Raw genomic sequence first — 23428 nt, forward strand, 5'->3', positions numbered from 1 at the left:
CGCGCCGGTAAGAACGGGACTTTTCCCGTCCGGTTAGGCTGACCAAACTAGATTACGCAACGTCGGTGTTGTTTAATTGAATGGCGAGGTCCTAGATATGGCAGCCCGGCACGTGATAGGGCGGCGGCGGGACATTCGGGAGAACCTCGGGCTGCGGCTCAGGTACGCACGAGTGCTCGGTGAGGGTGTAGAACGGTGGACAGTGGAAGGGGTGGAGATGCAGATGGCTGACAAAGAAAGTGCAGGGATCCGCCCCCGGGAAGAAACAACCCGCGAAGGGATTCTGCGTCTCATTATGGAGCGCGGGCCCATTAGCGCCGCGGAACTGGCCCACCTGGCTATTCTTACCCCCGCGGGGGTGCGGCGCCATCTCGTGGCGCTCGAAGATGCCGGTGCGATCACCGAATGCGAGAAACCCGGGCAGCGTGAAGCACGGGCCGGGCGACCAGCGCGCTACTACGTGGCGACGGATACCGGGCAGAATGCCGGAGCAACCTCCTATCACACCATGGCAAATGCGGCCCTCGATTTTCTGCGTGAAAGTCTGGGGGAGGCCGGGGTGACAGAATTTGCACGCCGGCGTGAACGCGCTTTGGTGGCGCGCTACCGCGATGCGCTCGGGGATACGGAAAATCCGGCGGAGCGGCTGCGCCGCCTGGCGCGCGCCCTCACCCAAGATGGCTACGCCGCTTCGGTTCGCGATGTTCCGGGTACGCAAGATGGGCCGCGCCAGATGATCCAGTTGTGTCAAGGGCGCTGCCCTCTGCGCGACGTCGCCACACGGAATAACTTTTTATGCGCGGCGGAAACCCGCGCTTTTCACGAACTACTCGGGGTTCCCGTGCAACGCTTGGCAACCATTGCATCCGGGAGCCACGTATGCACGGTGACGCTGCACGCTGACAGCGTTTAAATCGGGAGGAAACACATGGCACAAACACGGCACGAGGCAGCAATTGCGGAGGCCGTGGCGCAGCAGGAACACGTTATTGCGAACCTGTCCGGCGCCTATGAATTTGGGTGGCACGATACCGATACCGCCGGGGCGCACGCGCGCCGCGGTCTGGATGAGGGCGTGGTACGCGCGATTAGCGCGGCGAAGAAAGAGCCGGAATGGATGCTCAAACGGCGCTTGCGTGCGCTGCGTCTTTTTGAGAAACGCCCCATGCCCACGTGGGGAGCCGATCTTTCCGGTATCAACTTTGATGACTTCAAATACTTTGTGCGAGCTACCGACCGCCAGGTTACCGACTGGAATGATCTTCCCCCGGAAATCAAAAACACCTACGACCGGCTCGGCATCCCGGAAGCTGAAAAAGAACGCCTGGTGGCCGGGGTGGCTGCCCAGTACGAATCCGAGGTGGTCTACAACTCGATTCGCGCGGATCTGGAAGAACAGGGCGTTATTTTCGTGGATACCGATACCGCGCTGCGCGAGCATGAAGATCTTGTGCGCGAATACTTCGGTACCGTGATCCCGGCCGGCGATAATAAGTTCGCCTCGCTCAATACCGCGGTATGGTCGGGTGGCTCCTTCATTTACGTCCCGAAGAACGTGCACGTGGATATTCCCTTGCAGGCGTACTTCCGTATCAACACCCAGGCAATGGGGCAGTTTGAACGCACCCTCATTATTTGTGATGAAGGCTCCTACGTGCACTACGTGGAAGGCTGCACGGCCCCTATTTATTCCGAAGATTCCCTCCACGCAGCCATCGTGGAAATCATCGTGAAGAAGAACGCCCACTGCCGTTACACCACCATCCAGAACTGGTCGAATAACGTGCTCAACCTCGTTACGCAGCGGGCCACCGTAGCAGAGGGTGCCACGATGGAATGGGTGGACGGTAATATCGGTTCACGCCTCAATATGAAATACCCGGCCTGCGTGCTCCTAGGTGAGCACGCGCACGGAGAAGCGCTGTCCGCGGCTTTCTCCGGCCCCGGCCAGCATCAGGATACCGGCGCGAAAATGCAGCACCTGGCCCCGAATACCACCTCCTCGATTGTTTCGAAGTCGATTTCGCGCGGGGGCGGGCGCTCCTCCTACCGCGGTCTCGTGCAAGTCTCAGAAGATGCGCGCGGCTCGAAATCGAATGTGGTCTGCGATGCGCTGCTCGTCGATGATATTTCCCGTACGGATACGTACCCCTATGTGGACGTGCGCACGGACGACGTCGAAATGGGGCACGAAGCGACCGTGACGAAGGTGAGCGAGGAGCAGCTCTTCTACCTCATGCAACGCGGCCTGTCTGAGCAGGAAGCCATGGGTATGATCGTGCGTGGTTTCGTGGAGCCCATCGCTCGGGAACTGCCCATGGAGTACGCACTTGAACTCAATCGTCTTATTGATCTGCAAATGGAAGGGAGTGTGGGCTAATGGTCAGTACTGATCATTCCCAGGCGGTGCTGGCAGATGAAGGATTCCATACCGCGCACGCCGACCGCTCGGATCGCTTCGCCTCCTTTAATCCGGAGGAGTTCCCGATTCCGCGCGGAACCGGGGAGGAAGAAGATTGGCGTTTCACGCCGATGGATCGGGTAGCCCCGTTTATTAAGGACGTGGAGGGCGTGCGGGATGCCACCGTGACCGCCACCGTTGTGGGCGGTGCCCGTGTGGAAGAAGTGGACCGCGCCGATCCGCGCCTGGGGACCGTCGGGAAACCCGACGACCGGGCGGCTGCCCTCGCCTGGTCGGCTTTCCAGCGCGCGCATATCGTGACCCTCGATGGAAGTGAGCACGCGGACGTCGTCGCCAACATCACGGGGGAAGGAAAACTGAGCGTTGCCCACACCCTCATTACCGCGGCACCGGAGGCCAGCGGCACCGTGGTGCTCGAGCACACCGGCAGTGGCAATCTCACCGAAACTGTGGAAATTGAGGTGGGTCCGCACGCTGATCTCACCGTCGTTTCCGTGCAGGAACAGGAACGTAGCGCCTCCCAGCATTCCGCCCAGCGGATCCGGGTGGGAGAAGGCGCGAAATTCCGGCATATCGTGGTGACTATCGGCGGGGATCTCATCCGCATGACCACCGCGTGCGAGCTGGAAGGAGAGCGTTCCGATAGCGAGCTGCTGGGTGCCTATATCACCGAAAGCCACCAGCATCACGAGCACCGCATTTTCGTGGATCACGTGGCCCCGCATTGCAAATCCCGCGCTACCTACAAGGGGGCACTCCAGGGCGATGAGGCACATTCGGTGTGGATCGGGGATGTGCTTATTCGCGCGCAGGCCGCCCAGACGGATACCTACGAACTCAACCGTAACCTGGTCCTCACCGAGGGAGCCAAGGCCGATTCGGTGCCTAACCTGGAGATCCTCACCGGAGATATCGCGGGGGCCGGGCATGCCTCGGCAACGGGCCGTTTTGATGATGAGCAGCTCTTCTATCTCATGGCGCGAGGCATTCCCGCGGATGTGGCGCGCCGCCTGGTGGTGCGTGGTTTCTTCGCGGAATTGGTGGAGCAGATCGAAGTGGATTCGGTGCGTACCAAGCTCATGGACGCCATCGAACGGGAACTCGATTTAGCCGATGCCGGGAACGGGGAGGAGGCATGAGCTGGCAGCAGGTGTGTACCACCGCGGATCTCGAACCGGAAAGCGCCTTGAGCGTGGAAGTCCGCGCTGCTAGCGGCGCCGTCGTACCTGTATGTATCGCGCGCGACTGCCACGGAACCTGGCATGCCGTGGGCGATATCTGTACCCATGAAGACGTCAATCTCAGCGACGGCGAAGTTTTTGATACCACAATCGAATGCCCCAAACACGGGGCGGAATTCGACCTGTGTTCCGGGCGTGCCCTCACGCTCCCGGCGGTCACACCCGTGCCCGTCTACCCCTTGACCTGCGATAACGACGGCCGCGTTTTTATTGACGTGGACACAAGACCTGAGGAGAAGTAATGGCTACTCTCGATATTATTGATTTGCACGCCTCGGTGATTACCCCCGAAGGCCCCAAGCCGATTCTGCACGGCGTCAATCTACATATTGGCGATAATGAGATCCACGCGATTATGGGTCCGAACGGTTCGGGTAAATCGACCACGGCGTACGCGCTGGCCGGGCACCCTTCCTATGAGATCACCTCCGGGCAGGTGCTGCTTGACGGCGTGGATATTACCGATATGACGGCTGATGAACGCGCCCGCGAAGGACTTTTCCTCGCCATGCAATACCCGGTCGAAGTGCCGGGGGTATCTGTCTCGAATTTCCTGCGCACCGCGAAAACCGCGATTGACGGAGAAGCTCCGAAGCTGCGGGAATGGTCCCAGGCCCTGCGCAAGGTCACGGAGAAACTGCGCGTGGATGCCGATTTCATTAAGCGTGATCTCAATGTGGGCTTCTCCGGTGGGGAGAAGAAACGCACCGAGGTGCTCCAGATGGAATTGTTGGAACCGAAGATCGCCGTCCTGGACGAAACCGATTCCGGCCTGGACGTGGATGCGCTGCGCGTGGTCTCCGAAGGGATTGTAGACGTGCATGAACGCACCGGTAATTCACTGTTGCTCATCACCCACTACAACCGAATTTTGCAGTACGTCAAACCCGATTACGTCCACGTTTTCGCCGGCGGCAAGATTGTGCGCACCGGCGGACCGGATCTGGCGAGCGAACTGGAAGCTTCCGGTTACGACAGCTACATCGAAGCGGAGGCGAAGTAGGTGAGCGCCGTGCGCCCGCTGGTGGCGCGGGAAGATTTCCCGATCCTCGCCCGGCCGATGCGCGGGGGCCAGGCCCTTGTATACCTAGATTCCGGGGCGACGGCGCAGCGCCCGCGCGCCGTACTAGACGCGATGATGGATTTTGATACACGCTCCAACGGAGCGGTCAAACGCGGTAGCCACCTGCTCGCGGAAGAATCCACCGTGGCCTACGAAGAAGCCCGCGCGAAAGTGGCGGCTTTCATCGGGGCGGCACCCCAGGAAATCGTGTGGACCAGCGGAAGCACCCAGTCCCTCAACCTCATCGCCTACGCGATAGCGAATGCCACGGCGGGACGCGGATGGGGTAATGCGGATCGTTTCCTGTTGCGTAGCGGTGACGATATTGTGGTCACCCGCGCCGAACACCACGCGAATCTGCTGCCCTGGCAAGAACTGTGTGAACGTACCGGGGCCCGCCTCACCTGCCTTGAGCTGGATAGCGAGGGGCGAATTGACCCGGCTAGTCTCGGGGTTATCGGGAGGCGCACCCGGATCGTTGCTTTCACCCACGTCTCGAATGTGACCGGGGCGGTATCTCCGGTAGCACAGATCGTGGAAGCTGCCCGCGCGGTGGGGGCTTTTACGGTTCTGGATGCCTGCCAATCGGTGCCGCACCTTCCCGTGGACGTGCATGCCCTCGACGTGGATTTCGCTGCTTTTTCGGGGCACAAAATGTACGGCCCCACCGGTGTGGGCGCGCTCTACGGGCGCGAAGAGCTCCTCGCGGATCTGCCGCCCTACCAATTTGGTGGCTCAATGATCGAACGGGTGACGATGGAAAAAACGCGCTACGCGCGCCCGCCGGCCCGTTTTGAGGCGGGAAGCCAACCGGTCACCCAGATTGTGGGCCTTGCGCGTGCGGTTGATTATCTCAGTGCTATCGGCATGGAGAAGGTGGCACGCTATGAAGACGCGCTCACGGTCCAGCTCCTCGAAGGCCTCGGGCAGATCCCGGGGATCCGGGTGCTCGGACCGCGCGGGGGAGGTGGCCGTACCGGGATCGCGGCTTTTACCGTTGCCGGTGTGCATCCCCATGACGTAGGGCAATTCTTAGATGCGCGCGGTATTGCGGTGCGGGTGGGGCACCATTGCGCCCAGCCCATTCACGATTTCTTCGGGGTGCCTGCCTCGGTGCGCGCCTCGGTGGGGATATATACAACAAGCTCGGATATCGATGCGTTTCTGGACGCGTTGAGCCAGGTCCGCGGCTATTTCCGGGCGGAAGGATAGGCACGTGAGCGAACTTGATGAGCTCTACCAGCAGATTATTCTCGATGCGGCGCGTGAACGGCACGGGGAAGGCGAGCTGGCGCCGGTGGAGGCCGGCGCGGGTGCGGCTGGCGCGGGCGCGCAATCCGGGCCGCGTGGGGAGTCCACCCAGGTCAATCCCATGTGCGGGGATGAAGTGACCCTTGAGGTGCGCCTGTCTCCGGATGGGGAGAAGATCGCCGAGCTGGCGTGGCAGGGGCAGGGGTGTTCTATTTCCCAGGCCTCGATTTCCATTATGAATGACCTGGTTGCCGGGCAGTCCATCGAGCATCTCGCCACGCTCTACAGCTATTTCCGCGAGATGATGGATAGCCGCGGGGCCGAGCTGCCCGAGGCCGCCGCGGATGCCCTGGAAGATGCCGCCGCTTTCCACGGTGTCGCGCGTTTCCCCATGCGTATCAAATGCGCGCTGCTGGGCTGGATGGCGGTCCGTGAAGCCACTGACGAAGCTCTTCGCCACCTCGGCACCTCCGATGGGCAGGAGAGTGGCTCCGCGGAAGATACGTCGCAGAACACAAAGGAGACCCCGGAACAATGACGGAGAAGAAGGACACAACCCCGCCGGAGCCCGAGGCCACAGCGCCCGTGGCGGAAACCTTGAGCGCAACGAGCACGCCTCAACCGCACCCGACCGAGGCCGGGGAACATATCGGCGAAGTTATTTACACGGACGGCGATAGCCCGGTGGACGACGTCGACCCCTATCTCGTTCTCGAAGCGATGAAAGACGTTATCGACCCGGAGCTCGGCGTCAATATTGTTGATCTTGGCCTCGTGTATGGCGTGACAACCAACGGCCGCCATCTCCACCTCGATATGACTCTCACCTCGCCGGCCTGCCCGCTCACAGACGCCATTACCGACGGCATTATTATCGCCACGGAAGATCTTGTTGATGACGTGGATATTAACTGGGTGTGGTTGCCTCCGTGGGGCCCGGAACGCATTACCGAAGACGGCCGCGATGACCTGCGTGCTCTCGGTTTCAATATTTAGCACGACGACGCACGGGCGCCCAGAAAACTCTGGGCGCTCGTGTTATCTCTACCGGCGCTACTTTAACGCCAGGTATTGCAGGCGTTGAAATCGCCTGTTTCGTAGCCGGTTGTCAGTGCATCCATCCGCTGGGCAGATGACCCGTGAGAGAATTTTTCGGGGTTGACATCCATTCCGGCGCTTTCTTGGATATGGTCATCGCCGATCGCGGCCGCGGCATCAATCGCGCTGGCGAGCTGCTCCCGGGTGGGGGCTTGCAGAATCGGGATTCCGCTGGCCGGATCCACCGTGCTGGCAGCGTGATGCAGCCAGAGTCCAGCGTAGCAATCAGCTTGCAGCTCCGAACGTACCTGCGAAGAATCCGGGCCGGTATCACGCGGATTAATACGTTCGAATACCCCGGTGAGGTTTTGGATATGATGCCCGAATTCGTGGGCAACCACATAGGCCTGCACCAGGGTGGTGTTCTCTGCCCCGAAACTGGTTTCCAGCTCGTCGAAGAAAGTGGTGTCGAGGTAGACGGTTCTATCGGCGGGGCAGTAGAAGGGTCCCACCTGACTGGACGCGTTCCCGCACCCGGTGCTCACTCCCTCAGAAAAGAGCGCGAATCCGGGAAGTTCATAGGACGTGCGAGCCGAGCGAGGAAGTTCACCCTCCCAAAACGTATCGAGTGATTGGGCTATCGCCACCATAAAACACTCGGTGGAAGCATTGGCATCCGCCCCGGTGCGGCATTTGTCCGCAAAATCGGAGGTGGTGGATTGCTGGGCGGAGCTGCTCTGCGCTGAGCCACCCTGGGAGAGGGCCGCCGGCGGGGGAGTACCGGTAACTATGTACCACACCAGGGCAATAATGATGCCGGTCACGCCCATACCGCCGCCGATGATGGTACCGCGCCCGCGGCCGCGATGTTGTACTCTCGCCCCGTCGAGGCGCACGCCGTCGTTAACACTCATGACGTTGAGCCTACCCTCCCGGTGCGCACCCCGTGCGCGTTTCCTCAACCGCGCTTCAGTATTGCGCGATGGCGTACCCGAGGGGCAGCGCGGCCACGATCACACACAGCACACAGGCGAGGAAGCTCCATCCGGCAGCCTTGCGGAACCGCAGCTGTCCGGGAGTGGCGCGTTGTTCGCGCGAGAGGGTGACAGCGGTGAGCACCAGGCCAGCTACCGTGCCGAGCCAGGCGAGGAGTTGGACGAGCAGGCGACCGTGCCCGAGGAATACGCAGGCTGCCGCGCAGACGGATATCATCACGGGCAGCACATAGGTGGTGTGGTTCTCCGGCTGTTCGCCGGGATTCGGCTCGGGTGCGGAAGAAGCTGTTATCACTTCTCCATTGTCGCGCGTGCGGGCTTGGCGCACCAGTGGCGCGTTGGCGTGCCGGCATATGTCGGCCGGGTCCACCCGTAGCGCGCTAGAGTGATGAGCAATGCGGCCCGCGTGCGGTTTTCTCGGTAAAGTAGGCCCTTGTGATTACGGCTTCTGATCTCACGATCCGCATCGGTACGCGTGAACTTGTCCAGCACGCTAGTTTTCAGGTTTACAAGGGTATGCGCGTGGGCCTGGTGGGGCGCAATGGCGCTGGCAAAACCACGATGACTCGCCTGCTGGCGGGCGAAGGCACCACGTCTGATGCCGTTGACTACGAAGGAACCCTGCACCGCAGCGGCACCATTGCCTACCTCCCGCAAGATACCCACGATGGGGATCCGAATCAGATAGCTCGGGATCGTATCCTGGAGGCGCGCGGAATCGACGCCACGATTCGCCGTATCCGCAAAGCGGAAAAGGATATGGCCGAATGCACCGGAGCGCGCCAGCAAAAAGCTATGGAGCGCTACGTACGTCTCGATCAGGAGTTCACCGCGGCCGGGGGCTGGGCCGCCAATGCGCAGGCCTCCCAGATGGCTGCCGCGCTGGGCTTGGATGAGCGTGTCCTCAACCAACCGCTGGGAACGCTTTCGGGTGGGCAGCGCCGCCGCGTCGATCTGGCGCGAGTGCTCTTCTCCCAGGCAGATACGCTGCTTCTGGACGAACCGACCAACCACCTCGACCATGATTCTCTCCTGTGGCTGCGCGATTACCTTTCTAATTATTCGGGCGGTTTCGTGGTGATTTCTCACTCGGTGGATTTGCTGGAAGAAACGGTCACGGCGGTGTGGCATTTAGATGCCAACCGGGCAGCTCTTGACCAGTACGCGATGGGATGGTCGGCCTACCTCAAGCAACGTGAAACCGATGAACGCCGGCGCCGGCAGATGCGCGCTAATGCCGAAAAGAAGGCGGACCAGCTGCTAGCGCAGGCTAATAAGATGCGCGCGAAGGCTACGAAGGCGGTGGCCGCTCAAAATATGGCGAAACGTGCGGAGAAGCTGCTCGAGGGCCTGGAAGAAGAACGCGCGGATGACAAAGTGGCAGCGCTGCGCTTCCCGGAACCGTCCCCGTGCGGAAAAACCCCGTTGCGGGCCCGGGGCCTGTCAAAATCCTACGGCTCGCTGGAGGTGTTTACCGGCGTTGATCTGGCGATTGACCGCGGTTCGCGCGTCGTCGTTCTGGGGCTCAACGGCGCGGGTAAAACCACGCTGCTGCGGCTGCTTTACGGAACGGAAACACCGGATACCGGTGAAGTAATCCCCGGCCACGGCCTCAAGCTGGGATATTACGCGCAGGAACACGATTTTATCGATACTGATAAAACTGTGGTGGATAATTTGCGCTACGTCGCCCCGGAGTTCGATGAAACAGGCTTACGCACCGTGCTCGGTTCGTTTTTGTTTTCGGGCGACGACGCCGATAAGCCCGCCCGCGTCCTCTCCGGCGGTGAAAAGACTCGTTTGGCGCTGGCCATGCTGGTGGTCTCGCGCGCCAATGTGCTGCTGCTAGACGAACCGACGAATAATCTCGATCCGGCATCCCGTGAAAAAATCCTAGCTGCTCTGGGTAAATACGAAGGCGCCGTCGTGCTCGTCACGCACGACGAAGGTGCCGTGACCGCACTTGATCCCGAGCGGGTGCTTCTCCTCCCGGACGGAGATGAAGATTTGTGGAACGACGACTACCTGGAGTTGGTCTCCCTCGCCTAAGCGGCGGGAGTCACTCGCGGAGGTGGAAAGCAGGGAAATATGGCTAGGGGTACGCCTGTGCCCGGTACCGGAAACCGATACCGGGCACAGATACTGGCTGCGGCTAGCAGCTCAGGGCACGCGCTGAGCAACTTAGGTGCTTAGCGGCGCACCACCGCATTCTTGGGAACCACGACCACGCCACCTTCGGAAACGTAGAAACCGCGTTCGCGATCATAATCGTGATTAACTCCCAGTTGCGCGCCTTCTTCGATCTGGACGTTCTTATCTACGATGGCGCGGATAACGGTGGCGTTGCGGCCCACGTTCACTCCGTCCAACAGGACCGATTCGCGCACCGAGGACCAGGAATTCACCCGCACCCCGGGGGAGAGCACCGATCCGATGACTTCACCGCCGGAAACAATCACTCCGGGAGAAACAATGGAATCTAGGGCATGCCCGAGGCGTTCGTGATGCCCGTACACGAATTTTGCGGGCGGTAACCCGGTGTACCCGGTCAGAATCGGCCAGCGTTCGTTGTACAGGTTGAAGTCCGGGGTAACGGAAATAAGATCCATATTCGCCGCGTAGTAGGCGTCAATGGTACCCACGTCACGCCAGTAGTCCTTATCGCGTTCACCTTCACCGGGGATGCGGTTGTAGGTGAAATCGTAGACGCCGCAATTACCGGCCTCCACGAAACGCGGAACAATGCTTCCACCCATATCATGGGCAGAGCTGGGATCGGAGGCATCATTCTGCAATGCTTCGACCAGCGCATCGGTATTGAAAATGTAGTTACCCATGGAGGCCAGGAACTGATCCGGAGCTTCTTCCAGACCCAAGCCGGTAGTATCTTGCGGCTTTTCAAGGAACCGGGAGACCTTCTGGTGGTTTTCTTCATCAACGTCGATAACGCCGAAAGAAGGTGCCAGTTCCAGCGGTTGGCGGATACCGGCGATGGTCAGATCAAAACCGGATTCCACATGCTGATCCATCATCTGGGAAAAGTCCATGCGGTAGATATTGTCTGCGCCGGTCACGAGCACAACATCAGGGCGTTCATCATCAATGACGTTCATGGACTGGTAGATAGCATCCGCACTTCCGGAGAACCATCCCTTGCCACGCCGCTGCTGGGCGGGAACCGGGGCTACATAATTGCCCAAGAGGTTGGACATACGCCAGGTTCTCGTAATATGACGGTCCAGCGAATGTGACTTGTACTGGGTAAGTACGATGATCTGGAGGTATCCAGAATTCACGATGTTACTCAGCGCGAAGTCAATCAGCCGGTAAATGCCCCCGAAAGGAACCGCGGGTTTCGCTCGATCTTCAGTGAGCGGCATTAGACGCTTGCCTTCGCCTCCCGCAAGGACGATGGCCAGAACGCGTAAATCTCTCCTCATGCCTACAGCGTACCGTAAAACGTGAAGTTGAACACCCACTTCTCGAGGTGCGTGTGGACAAGCTGAGCGTCGGTCCACGCTGTGGATAGATATGTGCCACGGCTGTGTTTCCCGGTGCGGTGGGATACCCTTGGGGTAGTACGCACGCATGATCCGCTTCGTGGGGAAGCGGACGGCGGCGAAGAAGCCGGAGGCAGCCATGCGCATTGATTTACTGACCCGCGAATACCCCCCGCACGTGTACGGAGGCGCGGGAGTCCACGTTACGGAACTTTCCCGGGTGCTTGCCCGGCACGCTGATATCCACGTGCGTGCTTTCGACGGTCCGCGCACTCCCGCGCAGAACAAAGATGTTCCCGCGGGCGTGGCGCTCCAGGGTTATGACTACCTCAAGGAACTTGAGGGCGCTAACGCTGCCGTGCGTACGATGGGCGTTGATCTCGCTATGGTCACGGATGTCGAGGGAGCGGATCTGGTGCACTCCCACACCTGGTACGCAAATTTTGCCGGGCATATCGCCTCGATTCTTTACGGAATTCCGCACGTGATTTCGGCTCACTCCCTCGAACCGCTGCGCCCGTGGAAGCGCGAACAGCTCGGGGGTGGCTACCACTTGAGTTCCTGGCTGGAAAAAACAGCATATGAATCCGCGGCCGGAATCGTGGCGGTATCTCACGCGATGCGCTCCGATATTTTGCGCTGCTACCCGAATATTGCCCCCGAACGGGTGCGGGTCATCCACAACGGTATTGATTTGAACGCGTGGAAGGCCCCGGAAACCAGTGCGGATAAAGAAGAAGCCCGCAGGTATTTCGCCAGCTACGGTTTGGATCCGGACCGGCCCACCATTATGTTCGTAGGGCGCATCACCCGCCAGAAGGGCGTGCCGGGCCTGCTGCGCGCGCTCCGCCAGGTAGATAAAGGCATCCAGGTGGTACTGTGCGCCGGGGCTCCCGATACCCCCGAAATTTTGGAGGAAACAAAGGCTCTCGTGGCCGAGCTGCAGGCCGAACGCGAGGGCGTGGTATGGATTGACGATATGCTCAGCCAGGATCGCATTGTTGCCCTGGAAGCGTGCTGCACCACCTTCGTTACCCCCTCCATCTATGAGCCACTCGGCATTGTTAATCTCGAGGCTATGGCGGTGGGATTACCGGTGGTCGGCACCGAAACCGGGGGGATTCCCGATTGCATCGTGCACGGAGCCACCGGGCTGCTCGTACCTATCGAACAAGCTCAGGACGGTACGGGCACCCCGCTCAATCCCGAGCAATTCGAGGCAGATCTGGCTGCGGCTCTCAACGAGGTATGCTCCGATCCGGAACGGGCCGCGCAGATGGGTGCCGCGGGCCGGCGCCGGGTGGAAGATCATTTCTCCTGGGAAGCCATTGGCGAAAAAACCATGGAGTTCTACCGGGAACTCGTGGATAACTATCCGCGGCGCTAACGAGTTCTGCCCCAGCGGCACGCTATTCTAGAACCATGGGTGACGTGCTGTCGTTGAAAGATGTAACGCTACGCCGCGGGGCCACGGAAATCCTCCGCTCGGTATCTTGGGATGTTAATTCCGGGGAGCGCTGGGTTATTTTCGGGCCGAATGGCGCCGGGAAAACCACGCTGATACAGGTGGCTGCCGCGCGGCTCTTCCCCAGTTCGGGAAGCGTAGAGCTCATGGGCGAACGCCTCGGCACGGTAGACGTGCGGGAGCTGCGCAGCGCCGTGGGCGTGACCTCCGCCGGGATCGATGCTCGTATTCCCGGTGGCGAAACGGTTTTCCAGGCGGTGCGCAGCGCCGCGTACGGGCACCTGGCCGCGTGGAATGAGGAGTACGACGCCGCAGATGATGCCCGCGCCCGCGCCATGTTGCGCCGGCTCGGCTTGCGTGACCTCGAGGAACGTAAGGTTGCGTACCTATCGTCCGGGGAACGTAAACGCCTGGGTATCGCGCGCGCTCTCATGCCCAATCCGGAAGTCCTTATCTTGGATGAACCCACCGCGGGTCTGGATCTGGGCGGGCGTGAACGTCTGTTGGGCACCCTGTCACGACTGGCCGGGGAAGTATACGCCCCGGCCATGCTGCTGGTTACCCACCACGTGGAAGAAATCCCGGTCGGATTTACCCACATGCTGCTGCTTAAAGCCGGAAGCGTTGTTGCCGCCGGGCCGCTGGCGGAAGTTCTTACCTCAGCGCAGCTCTCGGATGTTTTTGATTACCCGCTGCGGGTGGAGGAAAACGCGGGGCGTTACACGGCGCGCGCGGCCCGTTAGAAATTTCCGGCGCGCGGCATATCCCAATATCCCGCACCGGTCGATGTGCGGCTCGGTATATCCGGGTAGCAGTGCGTCCGGTAGCATGGCACCAGAGGACGAAGAGGCCCGGAGTCGGAGAACCGGCAGTACGGAACTCTCAGGAAAGGGAGAACAATGACGTGGCAAATTTGGGTCATCGCCGGGTTGGCACTCGCAATTGTTGAGATGTTTACCCTCGATTTCACTTTCCTTATGTTGGGGCTATCGGCCCTGGCAACCGCGGGGGTGGCTCTGGGAACAGATATTCTCTGGGTTCAGATCGTGGCCTACGGGGTTTTCGCTCTTATCCTCTTGCTCTTCGCCCGCCCCTGGGCGCGCCGTCACGTCAATCCACGCGGAGCCGCCGTTGGCAACGTGGAGGCGCAGGTGGGCCGGCGGGCCTACGCGCTCACGGAAATTACCGAACGCAGCGGGCGCGTGAAAATTGGCGGAGATGAGTGGAGTGCGCGCACCGCTGCGGGGCGCATCCCGGAGGGCGGCGTCGTACTTGTGCAGGCAATCGATGGCGCCACCGCAATCGTGACCCCAGAACCATAAGTTGTATCTACTCACGTATCACCGAAAAGTCACCGAGGCCGCCTAGCGGCACAAAGGAACAATCATGGATGTTGATTTCAACGCGAGCACGATTATTGGTGTGCTCCTCCTCTTACTCCTTCTCCTGGTGGTGGTGGCGGTGTTCCGTTCCGTCATCAAGGTGCAGCAGGGCTACCAGGTGGTTGTGGAACGCTTGGGGCGCTACCACTCCGTGCTGCAACCGGGGCTGCACTTCCTGGTACCGTTCTTCGATGCGGTGCGCCAGCGCATCGATATGCGTGAGCAGGTGGTACCCTTCCCGCCCCAGCCGGTTATTACCTCCGATAACATCAACGTGTCCATTGACACGGTTATTTACTATCAGGTGACGAACGCGTACTCTGCAACCTACGAAATTGCCGATCCGATGACGGGTATTGAGCAGCTGGCCGTGACCACCTTGCGTAATATCATCGGCACCATGGATATGGAGCAGGCGCTGACCGGCCGTGACCGTATTAATGATCAGCTCCGCAGCGTACTTGACGATGCGACCGGGCGGTGGGGTATTCGTGTTTCGCGCGTGGAATTGAAGGCGATTGATCCGCCGGCCACGGTGCAGGGCGCGATGGAGCAGCAGATGAAGGCGGAACGTGACCGCCGTGCCGCGATCCTCACCGCGGAAGGTATTAAACAGTCCCAGATTCTGACTGCTGAGGGTGAAAAACAATCGGCTATTCTCAAGGCTGAAGGTCAAGCGCAGGCCACCGTTCTCAAAGCTCAGGGTGAATCCCGGGCTATCCTCCAGGTCTTCGACGCGATCCACAAGGGTAATGCCGATCCGAAGCTGCTCTCTTACGAGTACATCAAGACGCTGCCGCAGATCGCCAATTCCCAGTCCTCGAAGCTGTGGATTGTTCCTACCGAGCTCACCGCCGCACTTGACGCGGTGCAGAAGGGCTTTGGTGGGGGCCGCAGCGGCGGGGGAGATGAACCCAGCCCGGCTGGGCCCACCGGGGTAGATTTTGAGAATGCGGCTGATGTGGCCGATGTACTCAAGGAAACCACCCTCCCGGATATTGATTCGGCGCTGGCCGATGCGCGTGGAGAAGCTAATCGCGCGGTTGATGATGCCCGCGGTTCCGTTTCCGATCCCACCCAGATGCCGCATAACTAAGCGAAGATAAAAAGCTTGCCTGGGGCGTAATGCCGCGGCCTTGCTGCAATATAACTAACCGGGGCTACCCTCGCGTTCTGCGCGATGGGTAGCTCCGGTGATTTGTGTCTGGCACCGGCACGGTGGCACGCTTGCTATGTGTTGATTTACCTCGATGACGTTGCTGCTCCCGAACTCGATGACTATTTCCGGCTGACAGATGTGCATCTCCGCCGCCTGCTGGAACCCGAGCGCGGGGTGTATATGGCCGAATCGACAAAAGTCATCGAGCGGGCTTTACAAGCTGGCCACCAGCCGCGGTCTTTTCTTAGCTCACCGCGGTGGTTACCGGATTTGCAGGCGTGCTTATTACGTTGCGGCTGGGAAGCGGAGGGTGCTGGAGTCCCTGTCTACGTAGGCACTGATGACATGCTCCAGGCGGTGACCGGGTTCAAAGTGCATCGGGGTGCGCTAGCCGCGATGCACCGCCCGGAATTGGCCGATGTTGCCACGCTGCTATCGCGGGCGCGCGCAGGGCGTGGGGCGCGGCGCGTCGTCGTTCTAGAAGGCTTGGTAGATCATACGAATGTGGGCGCTATTTTCCGTTCTTGCGCCGGACTTGGGGTTGATGCGGTGCTGGTGACCGATACCTGTGCCGATCCGCTGTACCGCCGCTCCGTGCGGGTATCTATGGGTACCGTATTTCAGGTGCCGTGGACACGGATCCACGACTGGCCGCGCAGTATCGAAAAATTGCACGAGCTCGGTTTCTTAACGGCCGCCTTGGCGTTGGAAAACGACGCCGAAACTCTTGATGACTTTGCGCAGCGGGCTGATGTGCTGGCCTCGGATTCGCGAGTAGCGCTTATTCTCGGAACAGAAGGGGACGGCCTGAGTGCGCGCACGGTTGCGAGCGCTCAGACCCGGGTTATTATCCCCATGGCCGGGCATGTGGATTCTCTCAATGTGGCGGCCGCGAGCGCGGTAGCTTGCTGGGCGCTGCGCATCCGGGACTGAGGTAGGGGCGCAAAGAAGCGGCACGTAGAGCTGGCCATTGAGAAAATAATTACTGTTAATGCCGGGTATACCCGGTGGAAGGAGGGTGCTGCGCGCGGCGAAAGTGGAAGGGTGCAGGACAGTTCCCAAATTGATTCGCTCGTCGCGTGGCGCCTGGCGAAAACAGTACGTGACCGGCGTGAAAACCTGGGAATGTCGCAAGAAGATCTAGCTTTGCGCGCCAATCTCAACCGCACCACGTTGCAATCGCTAGAAAGCGGGCGCTCCGACCATAAAACCGGAAAGCCAGCTAATCCGCAGCTACGGACGCTGCTCCAATTGGCGCGGGCGCTGGAAATGTCCGCCGGGGAACTACTTGGCGAAGCCGAGCGCTTATATGATCAGGCGCTTCGCGAGGAAGGCCTGTAACTTGATTCCTGGCCGGCGCTGGGATGAGCTCGCGTGAGATGCCGTGCATACGATGCGGGCCATCACACCGGGGATGCCGGTGAAATACCTTAGGAAAATTGGGCGGCACCGGGGTATCCGAGCTGGCGCCAGGCTTCGTAGGTTGCAATGGATGCCGCATTGGCAAGATTAAGGGACCGCAGGTGGGGGAGCATCGGTATGCGCACCGCCGCGGTGATACGTTCGTGGGCGACGACGCGCGCGGGTAAGCCGGTCGGTTCGGGCCCGAAAAGAAGATAGTCATCGGGCTGGTAAGAGACCTCGGCGAAGTTGTTCTGGGTATGTCCGGTAAAAGCAAAGATGCGAGCAGCAGGCGCGCTGGTGAGAAACTCCTCAAAATTCGGGTGAATAACGAGGTCCGCGAGGTCGTGGTAATCCAAGCCGGCACGTTTGAGATGGGCATCGGAAAAATCGAAACCGAGGGGCTCGATAAGGTGCAAGGTGGCGCCGGTGCACGCCGCTAGGCGAATCGCCGCGCCGGTATTACCGGGAATGCGCGGCTCGTAGAAAACAATATGAAGCACCTATCCAGGGTACTAGCCTGAGAATTTCACGCGCGATTTTTGTGTCGTATCCCTTCGGTAGAGTAAAGCCGTATCGTAAAATCGAACATACGTTCTAATATGTTGTGTGGGGGGGGTGCTATGGGTGCGCAGAAACTAGCGGCCGCGCGTGCCGCGCTGGCCCGCGCGGAATCCGCGGTGGGATTAGCTGGATCGCAACCGAAGCCACAGCCGTATTCGGGCGGGAACGGGTGGGATCTCCCACCGGAACTTTCTCCGCTTTTTCCGCGGGGTCTAGCCCCGGGAATGACGCTCGGAGTCAGCGGTTCGCGTATTGCACTGGCACTGGTGGCTGCCCTGGTAAGCGCGCAAGGCGCGTGGTGCATCTATCTGGGCGTTCCTGATATGGGGTGGGAAGCCTGCGCCGGGTTAGGCAGTGATCTCAATCGGATTGTTACTATTCCTTACCTCCCGCCGGCGCGGAGCGGGGCGGCGCTCTCGGCCGCGATTGATCTTTTCGACGTGGTGATTGTGGGGAGCGCGCTGCGAGTGGATACGCGGGAGCAGCGTAGGCTCGCGCACCGGGCACGTAGCCGGGAAACACTGCTTATTGCGGAAAATTGGCAGGTGCGTGATCGGGTGAATGCGCGCTATGAGTCGGTGACGGGCCCGGCCAACGGAAGTGGGCACGTCGCGTATATCACCGTGGAGCTCCGCTCCGCGCACGGTGCGCGCCTGCGTATTTCCTGGGATGCTACCGGCTGGCACCCGGCCGCGGGCCTGCGCGCGGTGCCAGCTGTACGCGAAGCTGCTCCGGCGCCTCGGGTTCCGCGCGGGCAGGCTATTGGAGGCGGGCTCCGTTTGGTACCGGTTAGCGATACGCGGGGGGAGGGGGAAAATAATGCGCCAGGCAACGGTGTGGGTTCCTAACTGGCCCATTATCGCGGCGGAAATGGCCGGGATTGCCACCAGGGAAACGCCCGTAGCACTCGTGGAACACCACCGGGTAGCCAACATCAATGTCTGGGCCTGGCGGGAAGGTGCTCGCGTGGATATGCCCACTCGGCAACTGCAATCTCTCGTGCCGCAGTGCACCGTTATTCAACGTGATAGGGCGCGTGAACTGCGCTTCTTTGACCCGGTGCTGCGTGCTATCTCAAATAGAGTGGCGCGTTTCTCGCTGGTGGAACCGGGGGTGGTTATCTTTTCAGCGGCGGGGCCGGCGCGTACCGAAGGGGGAGAAGAACGCTTATGTGAAAACCTTGTGGGAGATATTGTTGATGCCGCCGGGTGCGAAGCCCGGGTTGGAATTGCGGAGGGAACTCTTCCTAGCCTGTGGGCAGCTCGCACTTCGCGCATTATCGCTCCGGGGGCTTCCGAACAAGCGCTGGCCGGTCAACCGATCTCGCTCTTCCTTCTTGTCGCAACACCAGCAACGCGTCCGGCGCTCCGCGATTGCGTGGAGCTACTTCGTGATCTGGGTATCGCCACTATCGCGGATGTTATCGGGCTGGGGCAGCGTTCCCTCGTTACACGTTTCGGCAATATCGGGCAATACATGTGGGATCTGGCCGTCGCGCGCACCCTGCCCGCGCATGAATCAACTCCGGATACGCGTGATATATCCGTGGTAGCCACCTTTGATCCGCCTCTCACTCACGCGGAGCACGCGGCGTTTGCCGCACGTAATCTTGCCGGGCAGCTCGAAACAAAAATGCGTGCCGGTGCGGCTGGCTCTGCTCGCCTGGATATCCGGGCGAGTGCCGCACACGGAGAAGTGATGACACGCAGCTGGCACCTCGAACTCCTCACCCAAGAAGATGTGGTAGATCGGGTACGGTGGCAAATCTCCGCTTGGATAGCGCAGCCTCGGGAAAACAGGGAAGCCTTAGCGGGAAGTCCCGGCGGTGCTAGCGGTGTGGAAGCCGATGCGGCCGGCATGGAAAACCGCGGAGGCATTACCCAATTAGAGCTCATAGCGCGGGATATTACCCCAGCGGGTAACCATCCGGCCCCTCTCTGGGGCGCGCGCACCGCCAGCGATGCGGCGGCCGCTCGCGGGGCTCACCGCCTCCAAAGTCTCCTCGGTGAAGAATACGTGCGGGTACCTCGCCGGGTGGGTGGGCGCCTCCCCGAGGAAGATGTGCAAGAAATCCCCTGGGGGCAGGCCGTAGATACCTCCCGGGCTCAGCTTCCCTGGCCGGGCCGGCTGCCCGAACCTGCTCCGGTACAGCTGCTGCGCACTCCCTATCCGGTAACTGTGCTGTGTACCTGCGGGAAGCCACTCGCTATTGCCGCTACTACCGCGCTGCACTGCCCGGGGGAGTGCCGGCATCCCTTTCCCGCTACTGTCCGCGCGGTCTTGCCGGCAGAACACGCTGGTCCATGTGTGGGTGATGCTGCTGTAGCCGGTGGTGCTACCTCACCTGCGGGCGGTGCTACCTTATCCACGGGTAGCTCCGGATTTCCCACCGCATCGCTTCACGCTCTTTTCGGGGTGGAAGAATTCCTCACGGTGCTCGACTACGCCGGCCCCTGGGTCAGTGAACAGCGCTGGTGGGCACGCGCCACCCGGCGTGCCTATATCCAGGTGGTCACCACCACCGGGGCTGTACTTCTCTATGTAGAACAGGAGCGCTGGTACCTTGCTGCCAGCTACATCTAGCCATGACCACTTTTATCAGCAGCTCTCCCTATGTTCCGTATGCAGAACTGCATGCCCACTCAGCTTTCAGTTTTCTCGACGGAGCTAGCTTGCCCGAAGAGCTCGTACAACGTTGCTTAGATCTGCGTATCGAAGCTCTAGCTCTTACCGATCACAATGGTTTTCCAGGTGTCATGCAGCTCGCGCAAGCCGGGCGGGATACCGGCCTTCCTACCATCACCGGCACCGAAATAACGCTGAATAGTACCCGGCCGCGCGAAGGCCCGGATCCGGATGGTGACCATCTTGTTTTCCTTTCTCGAACCCCGGCCGGATATCAGCACCTCTCCCGCAGTATAGGAAACGCCATGCTCGCCAGCGGTGCGAAAGGAATCGCGCACCATACTCTAGATCAGCTCGCGCGCAATAATGGCGATATTCTCGTCCTCACCGGTGGCTGCCGGAAAAGCGCACTCCGCCGAATCCTTGACACCCAGCGAGGCAGCTGGGCTCGCAGCGCAGCCCGGCAGGAACTAGCCCTACTTATCGATACCTTCGGGAAAGATAACGTGGTTGTGGAACTCACCTCCCATGCCGGGCCCCTTGATGCGCAGCGGTGTGATTTTCTCGAAGCCCTAGCCCAAGAAGCCGGGGTTCGCGCGGCGGTCACCGGAAACATCCACTACGCGCGTCCCGCAGACCGTCCGATTGCCGATGTATTCGCGGCTACCCGGGCCCGCTGCACTCTCGATGAGATAGATCCCTACCTACCCGCCGCCGGAAGCTACCTGCGCTCCGGGCACGCTTTGCGTACTCTGCACCGCGGGCGCGAACGTTACCTGGAAGCAGCAGCCCACATCGCAGCAGAATGTGCTTTTGACCTCTCCCTCGTTGCGCCGAACCTTCCGCCTTTCCCAGTTCCGGATGGCTATACCGAAGCCACATGGTTGCGGGAACTTGTTATGCGCAAAGCCCGGGAACGCTACGGGACACCGGCGGAATACCCGCGAGCTTGGGAAGTGATTGAGCACGAACTCGAGGTCATCACCACCTTGGGGTTCCCCGGATACTTTCTCATCGTTGAAGAAATAGTGTCCTTTTGCCATTCACGTGATATTTGGTGCCAAGGCCGCGGTTCCGCAGCGAATTCCGCCGTCTGTTTCGCCCTGGGGATCACCGCGGTAGATGCCGTGAAACACTCCATGCTTTTTGAGCGATTTTTATCTCCGGGGCGCTCGGGGCCACCCGATATCGATATTGATATCGAATCTTCACGCCGCGAAGAAGTCATCCAACATGTCTACGCGCGCTATGGGCGTTCCCACGCGGCCCAGGTTGCTAATGTCATATCCTATCGGCCGCGCTCCGCTCTCAGGGATGTGGCTCGGGCCTTCGGATATCCGGAGGGCCATATCGACCAGTGGGCAGAGGCAACCCACCATCGCAGTCTTAGCTCGGATAGCGGCGCACAGCCTCGGCACGCCGGAATACCGGAGCGCGTGGCGGCGCTGGCTGCCCGGATACAGCAGCTCCCGCGGCATCTTAGTATTCACTCTTCCGGAATGGTGCTCTGTGACCGGCCGGTTATTGACGTTTGCCCGGTAGGTTGGGCCTCCAAAGCGGGAAGAACAGTACTGCAATGGGATAAAGATGATTGCGCTACCGCAGGGCTCGTGAAATTCGATCTTCTCGGGCTCGGAATGCTCACCGCCTTGCGTATTAGCTTCACCGAACTCACGCGTCGTGGAATTCTGGATCCGTATGGTCGCCCCCTCAGCTTGCACAATGTGCCGGCAGAAGATCCGGAAGTTTATCAGCTCCTCCAAGCAGCCGATACCGTCGGAGTTTTCCAGGTGGAATCACGGGCACAAATCGCCACTTTGCCGCGCCTGAAACCCGAATGCTTCTACGACCTTGTTATCGAGGTAGCTCTCATCCGCCCGGGACCTATCCAAGGGGGATCCGTCAATCCCTATATTCGGCGTAAACAAGGCAAAGAAAAAGTGACCTATCCCCATCCGCTCCTGAAAAACGCGCTGGAAAAAACCCTGGGGGTGCCACTTTTCCAAGAACAACTCATGCATATTGCTATCGATGCCGCGGGCTTCACACCCGCGCAAGCCGATCAACTCCGCAAAGCCATGGGCGCGAAACGTTCAGCTGCCCGGATGGAACGCCTCCGCGGTCACCTCATGGAAGGCATGGAAAAACAGGGGATTACAGATCCGGCGGTGCGCGCAGAAATCTATGAGAAACTTGCTGCCTTCGCCCAATTCGGTTTCCCCGAATCCCACGCATTTTCCTTCGCCTATCTCGTTTATGCTTCCGCCTGGCTCAAAGTCCACCACCCGGAAGAGTTCTATATGGGCTTGCTCAATGCGCAACCGATGGGGTTTTACTCCCCACAATCCCTCGTTGCCGATGCCCGGCGGCATCACATCGTGGTGCGGCGAGCCGATGTTACACGTTCGCAGGAACACGCCAGTGTGGAAGAACTATGCGATACGGAGTCGCATCCGAAACGGGAACACCCGCGTATCCACGTGGATAGCCACCGTTACCTCCAGCTCGGGCTCGCCGGTATCAAGGGCCTCGGAAGCGCAGCCGTGCAGCGAATTCTCACGGCCCGCTCCCACGCACCTTTCCGTGACCTCGCTGATCTCGCGCAGCGCGCCCGGTTAAAAACAACAGATATCGAGGCCCTTTCTCGCGCCGGAGCCACCGACAACCTGGGCCTGAGCAGGCGGGAAGGCGTGTGGATCGCCCAGGCCGTGAGCAATGCTGATATTGCGCGAGGCACCATATATCAGCCCGCGATCCCCGGAACCGAACCTTTCGGTGCGATCCCCGAGCTCCCGGAACTCACCGCAGTGGAACAAGCTCATGCAGACCTGCGCGCCACCGGGATTTCTCCCACGTCCTATCCGACGCAATTTATTCGCCCAGCTCTCACTGCGCGCGGGATTCTCACCGTCGCCGCAGCGTCCACCCATCCGGAAAAAAGGAGGTGCAAAGTAGCCGGCCTTGTTACCCATCGCCAGCGTCCCCATACCGCGAAAGGCATCACCTTCCTCAACCTCGAGGACGAAACCGGGATGCTCAACGTCCTCATTACCCCGCAGCTATGGGAAAAGTATCGGGATATCGCACGAACCGCGAACGCCCTGGTTATCCGCGGGATGGTCGAACGCGATGGCGGAGCCGCTGTTTTCCACGCGGATGGAATCGCAGCTATTCCGCTCGGGATCAGCCTGCCCTCCCGGGATTTCCGCTAGTCGCACGGGAAGTCTTGTGGCACAAGCGTAGCGGCGTCGTCGCTTAAAACCTCTTAGCGAAAAGAACGCACCGCGCCGCAAACAATCGATACGATAACTGAAGTTGCTCC

22 protein-coding genes are annotated in these 23428 nt (G+C 60.3%); 18 read left to right on the forward strand and 4 right to left on the reverse strand.

What is annotated here, in order from left to right; all coding sequences use genetic code 11:
• Window positions 1-217: 217 nt before the first annotated feature.
• Genes ACTFPK_RS00265 through ACTFPK_RS00300 form a run of 8 tightly spaced genes read left to right on the forward strand, consistent with a single transcriptional unit; the run spans window position 218 to window position 6973 of the window.
• Window positions 218-913: a helix-turn-helix transcriptional regulator gene (locus ACTFPK_RS00265; RefSeq protein ID WP_439910848.1), complete on the forward strand. Its 696-nt coding sequence runs from the start codon at window positions 218-220 to the stop codon at window positions 911-913.
• Window positions 914-928: 15 nt separating this feature from the next.
• Window positions 929-2380: a Fe-S cluster assembly protein SufB gene (sufB, locus tag ACTFPK_RS00270; protein WP_200807184.1), complete on the forward strand. Its 1452-nt coding sequence runs from the start codon at window positions 929-931 to the stop codon at window positions 2378-2380.
• On the forward strand, window positions 2380-3561 hold the full coding sequence (sufD, locus tag ACTFPK_RS00275; protein ID WP_274734085.1) for a Fe-S cluster assembly protein SufD: 1182 nt from the start codon (window positions 2380-2382) through the stop codon (window positions 3559-3561). Before sufB ends, sufD begins: the two co-directional genes overlap by 1 nt.
• Window positions 3558-3905 (forward strand): Rieske (2Fe-2S) protein, encoded by a 348-nt coding sequence (locus tag ACTFPK_RS00280; RefSeq protein WP_126135592.1) that lies wholly within the window; start codon window positions 3558-3560, stop codon window positions 3903-3905. The genes sufD and ACTFPK_RS00280 overlap by 4 nt, the downstream gene beginning before the upstream one ends.
• Complete coding sequence (gene sufC / locus ACTFPK_RS00285) at window positions 3905-4666, forward strand: Fe-S cluster assembly ATPase SufC (protein WP_016442707.1); 762 nt, start codon at window positions 3905-3907, stop codon at window positions 4664-4666. Before ACTFPK_RS00280 ends, sufC begins: the two co-directional genes overlap by 1 nt.
• Window positions 4667-5938: a SufS family cysteine desulfurase gene (locus ACTFPK_RS00290; RefSeq protein WP_439910849.1), complete on the forward strand. Its 1272-nt coding sequence runs from the start codon at window positions 4667-4669 to the stop codon at window positions 5936-5938.
• 4 nt (window positions 5939-5942) lie between these two features.
• Window positions 5943-6515, forward strand: a complete 573-nt coding sequence (sufU, locus tag ACTFPK_RS00295) for a Fe-S cluster assembly sulfur transfer protein SufU (protein ID WP_439910850.1) — start codon at window positions 5943-5945, stop codon at window positions 6513-6515.
• Window positions 6512-6973: a metal-sulfur cluster assembly factor gene (locus ACTFPK_RS00300; protein WP_439910851.1), complete on the forward strand. Its 462-nt coding sequence runs from the start codon at window positions 6512-6514 to the stop codon at window positions 6971-6973. Before sufU ends, ACTFPK_RS00300 begins: the two co-directional genes overlap by 4 nt.
• 62 nt (window positions 6974-7035) lie before the next feature.
• Here the strand turns inward: ACTFPK_RS00300 and ypfJ are convergent, their stop codons facing one another.
• Both ypfJ and ACTFPK_RS00310 read right to left on the reverse strand, forming a co-directional pair.
• Window positions 7036-7929: a KPN_02809 family neutral zinc metallopeptidase gene (gene ypfJ, locus ACTFPK_RS00305; RefSeq protein ID WP_439910852.1), complete on the reverse strand. Its 894-nt coding sequence runs from the start codon at window positions 7927-7929 to the stop codon at window positions 7036-7038.
• Between the two features lie 55 nt (window positions 7930-7984).
• Window positions 7985-8305, reverse strand: a complete 321-nt coding sequence (locus ACTFPK_RS00310; protein WP_039898853.1) for a hypothetical protein — start codon at window positions 8303-8305, stop codon at window positions 7985-7987.
• 140 nt (window positions 8306-8445) lie between these two features.
• Here ACTFPK_RS00310 and ACTFPK_RS00315 point away from each other — a divergent pair, with 140 nt between their 5' ends.
• On the forward strand, window positions 8446-10059 hold the full coding sequence (locus ACTFPK_RS00315; RefSeq protein WP_439910853.1) for an ABC-F family ATP-binding cassette domain-containing protein: 1614 nt from the start codon (window positions 8446-8448) through the stop codon (window positions 10057-10059).
• A gap of 140 nt (window positions 10060-10199) precedes the next feature.
• Here ACTFPK_RS00315 and glgC read toward each other — a convergent pair whose 3' ends face one another.
• The gene (gene glgC / locus ACTFPK_RS00320) at window positions 10200-11450 is read right to left on the reverse strand and encodes a glucose-1-phosphate adenylyltransferase (protein ID WP_126135598.1); all 1251 of its coding nucleotides are present in this window, start codon (window positions 11448-11450) and stop codon (window positions 10200-10202) included.
• 199 nt (window positions 11451-11649) lie between these two features.
• Here glgC and glgA point away from each other — a divergent pair, with 199 nt between their 5' ends.
• The 6 genes from glgA to ACTFPK_RS00350 all read left to right on the forward strand — a co-directional run bounded on the left by glgA (window position 11650) and on the right by ACTFPK_RS00350 (window position 16857).
• Window positions 11650-12897 carry a glycogen synthase gene (glgA, locus tag ACTFPK_RS00325; protein WP_274778563.1) on the forward strand — a complete coding sequence of 416 codons (1248 nt, stop codon included), beginning with the start codon at window positions 11650-11652 and terminating at the stop codon, window positions 12895-12897.
• A 35-nt stretch (window positions 12898-12932) separates the two neighbouring features.
• On the forward strand, window positions 12933-13718 hold the full coding sequence (locus tag ACTFPK_RS00330; RefSeq protein WP_274778558.1) for an ABC transporter ATP-binding protein: 786 nt from the start codon (window positions 12933-12935) through the stop codon (window positions 13716-13718).
• A 156-nt stretch (window positions 13719-13874) separates the two neighbouring features.
• Entirely contained in the window at window positions 13875-14297 is a 423-nt protein-coding gene (locus ACTFPK_RS00335) for an NfeD family protein (RefSeq protein WP_126135600.1), read from the forward strand.
• Between the two features lie 64 nt (window positions 14298-14361).
• Window positions 14362-15453: an SPFH domain-containing protein gene (locus tag ACTFPK_RS00340; RefSeq protein ID WP_274778559.1), complete on the forward strand. Its 1092-nt coding sequence runs from the start codon at window positions 14362-14364 to the stop codon at window positions 15451-15453.
• A gap of 138 nt (window positions 15454-15591) precedes the next feature.
• Window positions 15592-16449: a TrmH family RNA methyltransferase gene (locus ACTFPK_RS00345; protein WP_274734066.1), complete on the forward strand. Its 858-nt coding sequence runs from the start codon at window positions 15592-15594 to the stop codon at window positions 16447-16449.
• A 111-nt stretch (window positions 16450-16560) separates the two neighbouring features.
• Window positions 16561-16857 carry a helix-turn-helix transcriptional regulator gene (locus ACTFPK_RS00350; protein ID WP_164545978.1) on the forward strand — a complete coding sequence of 99 codons (297 nt, stop codon included), beginning with the start codon at window positions 16561-16563 and terminating at the stop codon, window positions 16855-16857.
• An 89-nt stretch (window positions 16858-16946) separates the two neighbouring features.
• Here ACTFPK_RS00350 and ACTFPK_RS00355 read toward each other — a convergent pair whose 3' ends face one another.
• A complete protein-coding gene (locus ACTFPK_RS00355; RefSeq protein WP_274734063.1) occupies window positions 16947-17420 on the reverse strand; it encodes a tRNA (cytidine(34)-2'-O)-methyltransferase in 474 nt (157 codons plus the stop codon).
• A 120-nt stretch (window positions 17421-17540) separates the two neighbouring features.
• On the opposite strand from ACTFPK_RS00355, the gene ACTFPK_RS00360 reads away from it, so the two are divergent.
• Genes ACTFPK_RS00360 through ACTFPK_RS00370 form a run of 3 tightly spaced genes read left to right on the forward strand, consistent with a single transcriptional unit; the run spans window position 17541 to window position 23318 of the window.
• On the forward strand, window positions 17541-18329 hold the full coding sequence (locus ACTFPK_RS00360) for a hypothetical protein (protein ID WP_274734062.1): 789 nt from the start codon (window positions 17541-17543) through the stop codon (window positions 18327-18329).
• Window positions 18301-20064 (forward strand): Y-family DNA polymerase, encoded by a 1764-nt coding sequence (locus ACTFPK_RS00365; RefSeq protein WP_274734061.1) that lies wholly within the window; start codon window positions 18301-18303, stop codon window positions 20062-20064. Before ACTFPK_RS00360 ends, ACTFPK_RS00365 begins: the two co-directional genes overlap by 29 nt.
• A 2-nt stretch (window positions 20065-20066) precedes the next feature.
• A complete protein-coding gene (locus tag ACTFPK_RS00370) occupies window positions 20067-23318 on the forward strand; it encodes an error-prone DNA polymerase (protein ID WP_274734060.1) in 3252 nt (1083 codons plus the stop codon).
• Window positions 23319-23428: the final 110 nt, after the last annotated feature.

It is taken from the genome of Actinotignum sp. UMB0459 (assembly GCF_051905915.1).
In the GTDB taxonomy this organism is placed as follows: Bacteria; Actinomycetota; Actinomycetes; order Actinomycetales; family Actinomycetaceae; genus Actinotignum; species Actinotignum sanguinis.

Excerpts from the sequence above, each read along its gene's own strand:
- ACTFPK_RS00365 (WP_274734061.1), top strand. The coding sequence starts at position 18,301 with ATGCGCCAGGCAACGGTGTGGGTTCCTAACTGGCCCATTATCGCGGCG.
- ACTFPK_RS00335 (WP_126135600.1), top strand. The coding sequence starts at position 13,875 with ATGACGTGGCAAATTTGGGTCATCGCCGGGTTGGCACTCGCAATTGTT.
- sufC (WP_016442707.1), top strand. The coding sequence starts at position 3,905 with ATGGCTACTCTCGATATTATTGATTTGCACGCCTCGGTGATTACCCCC.
- ACTFPK_RS00340 (WP_274778559.1), top strand. The coding sequence starts at position 14,362 with ATGGATGTTGATTTCAACGCGAGCACGATTATTGGTGTGCTCCTCCTC.
- ACTFPK_RS00280 (WP_126135592.1), top strand. The coding sequence starts at position 3,558 with ATGAGCTGGCAGCAGGTGTGTACCACCGCGGATCTCGAACCGGAAAGC.
- ACTFPK_RS00330 (WP_274778558.1), top strand. The coding sequence starts at position 12,933 with ATGGGTGACGTGCTGTCGTTGAAAGATGTAACGCTACGCCGCGGGGCC.
- glgA (WP_274778563.1), top strand. The coding sequence starts at position 11,650 with ATGCGCATTGATTTACTGACCCGCGAATACCCCCCGCACGTGTACGGA.
- sufB (WP_200807184.1), top strand. The coding sequence starts at position 929 with ATGGCACAAACACGGCACGAGGCAGCAATTGCGGAGGCCGTGGCGCAG.
- ypfJ (WP_439910852.1), bottom strand. The coding sequence starts at position 7,929 with ATGAGTGTTAACGACGGCGTGCGCCTCGACGGGGCGAGAGTACAACAT.
- glgC (WP_126135598.1), bottom strand. The coding sequence starts at position 11,450 with ATGAGGAGAGATTTACGCGTTCTGGCCATCGTCCTTGCGGGAGGCGAA.
- sufD (WP_274734085.1), top strand. The coding sequence starts at position 2,380 with ATGGTCAGTACTGATCATTCCCAGGCGGTGCTGGCAGATGAAGGATTC.
- ACTFPK_RS00300 (WP_439910851.1), top strand. The coding sequence starts at position 6,512 with ATGACGGAGAAGAAGGACACAACCCCGCCGGAGCCCGAGGCCACAGCG.
- ACTFPK_RS00265 (WP_439910848.1), top strand. The coding sequence starts at position 218 with ATGCAGATGGCTGACAAAGAAAGTGCAGGGATCCGCCCCCGGGAAGAA.
- ACTFPK_RS00370 (WP_274734060.1), top strand. The coding sequence starts at position 20,067 with ATGACCACTTTTATCAGCAGCTCTCCCTATGTTCCGTATGCAGAACTG.
- ACTFPK_RS00360 (WP_274734062.1), top strand. The coding sequence starts at position 17,541 with ATGGGTGCGCAGAAACTAGCGGCCGCGCGTGCCGCGCTGGCCCGCGCG.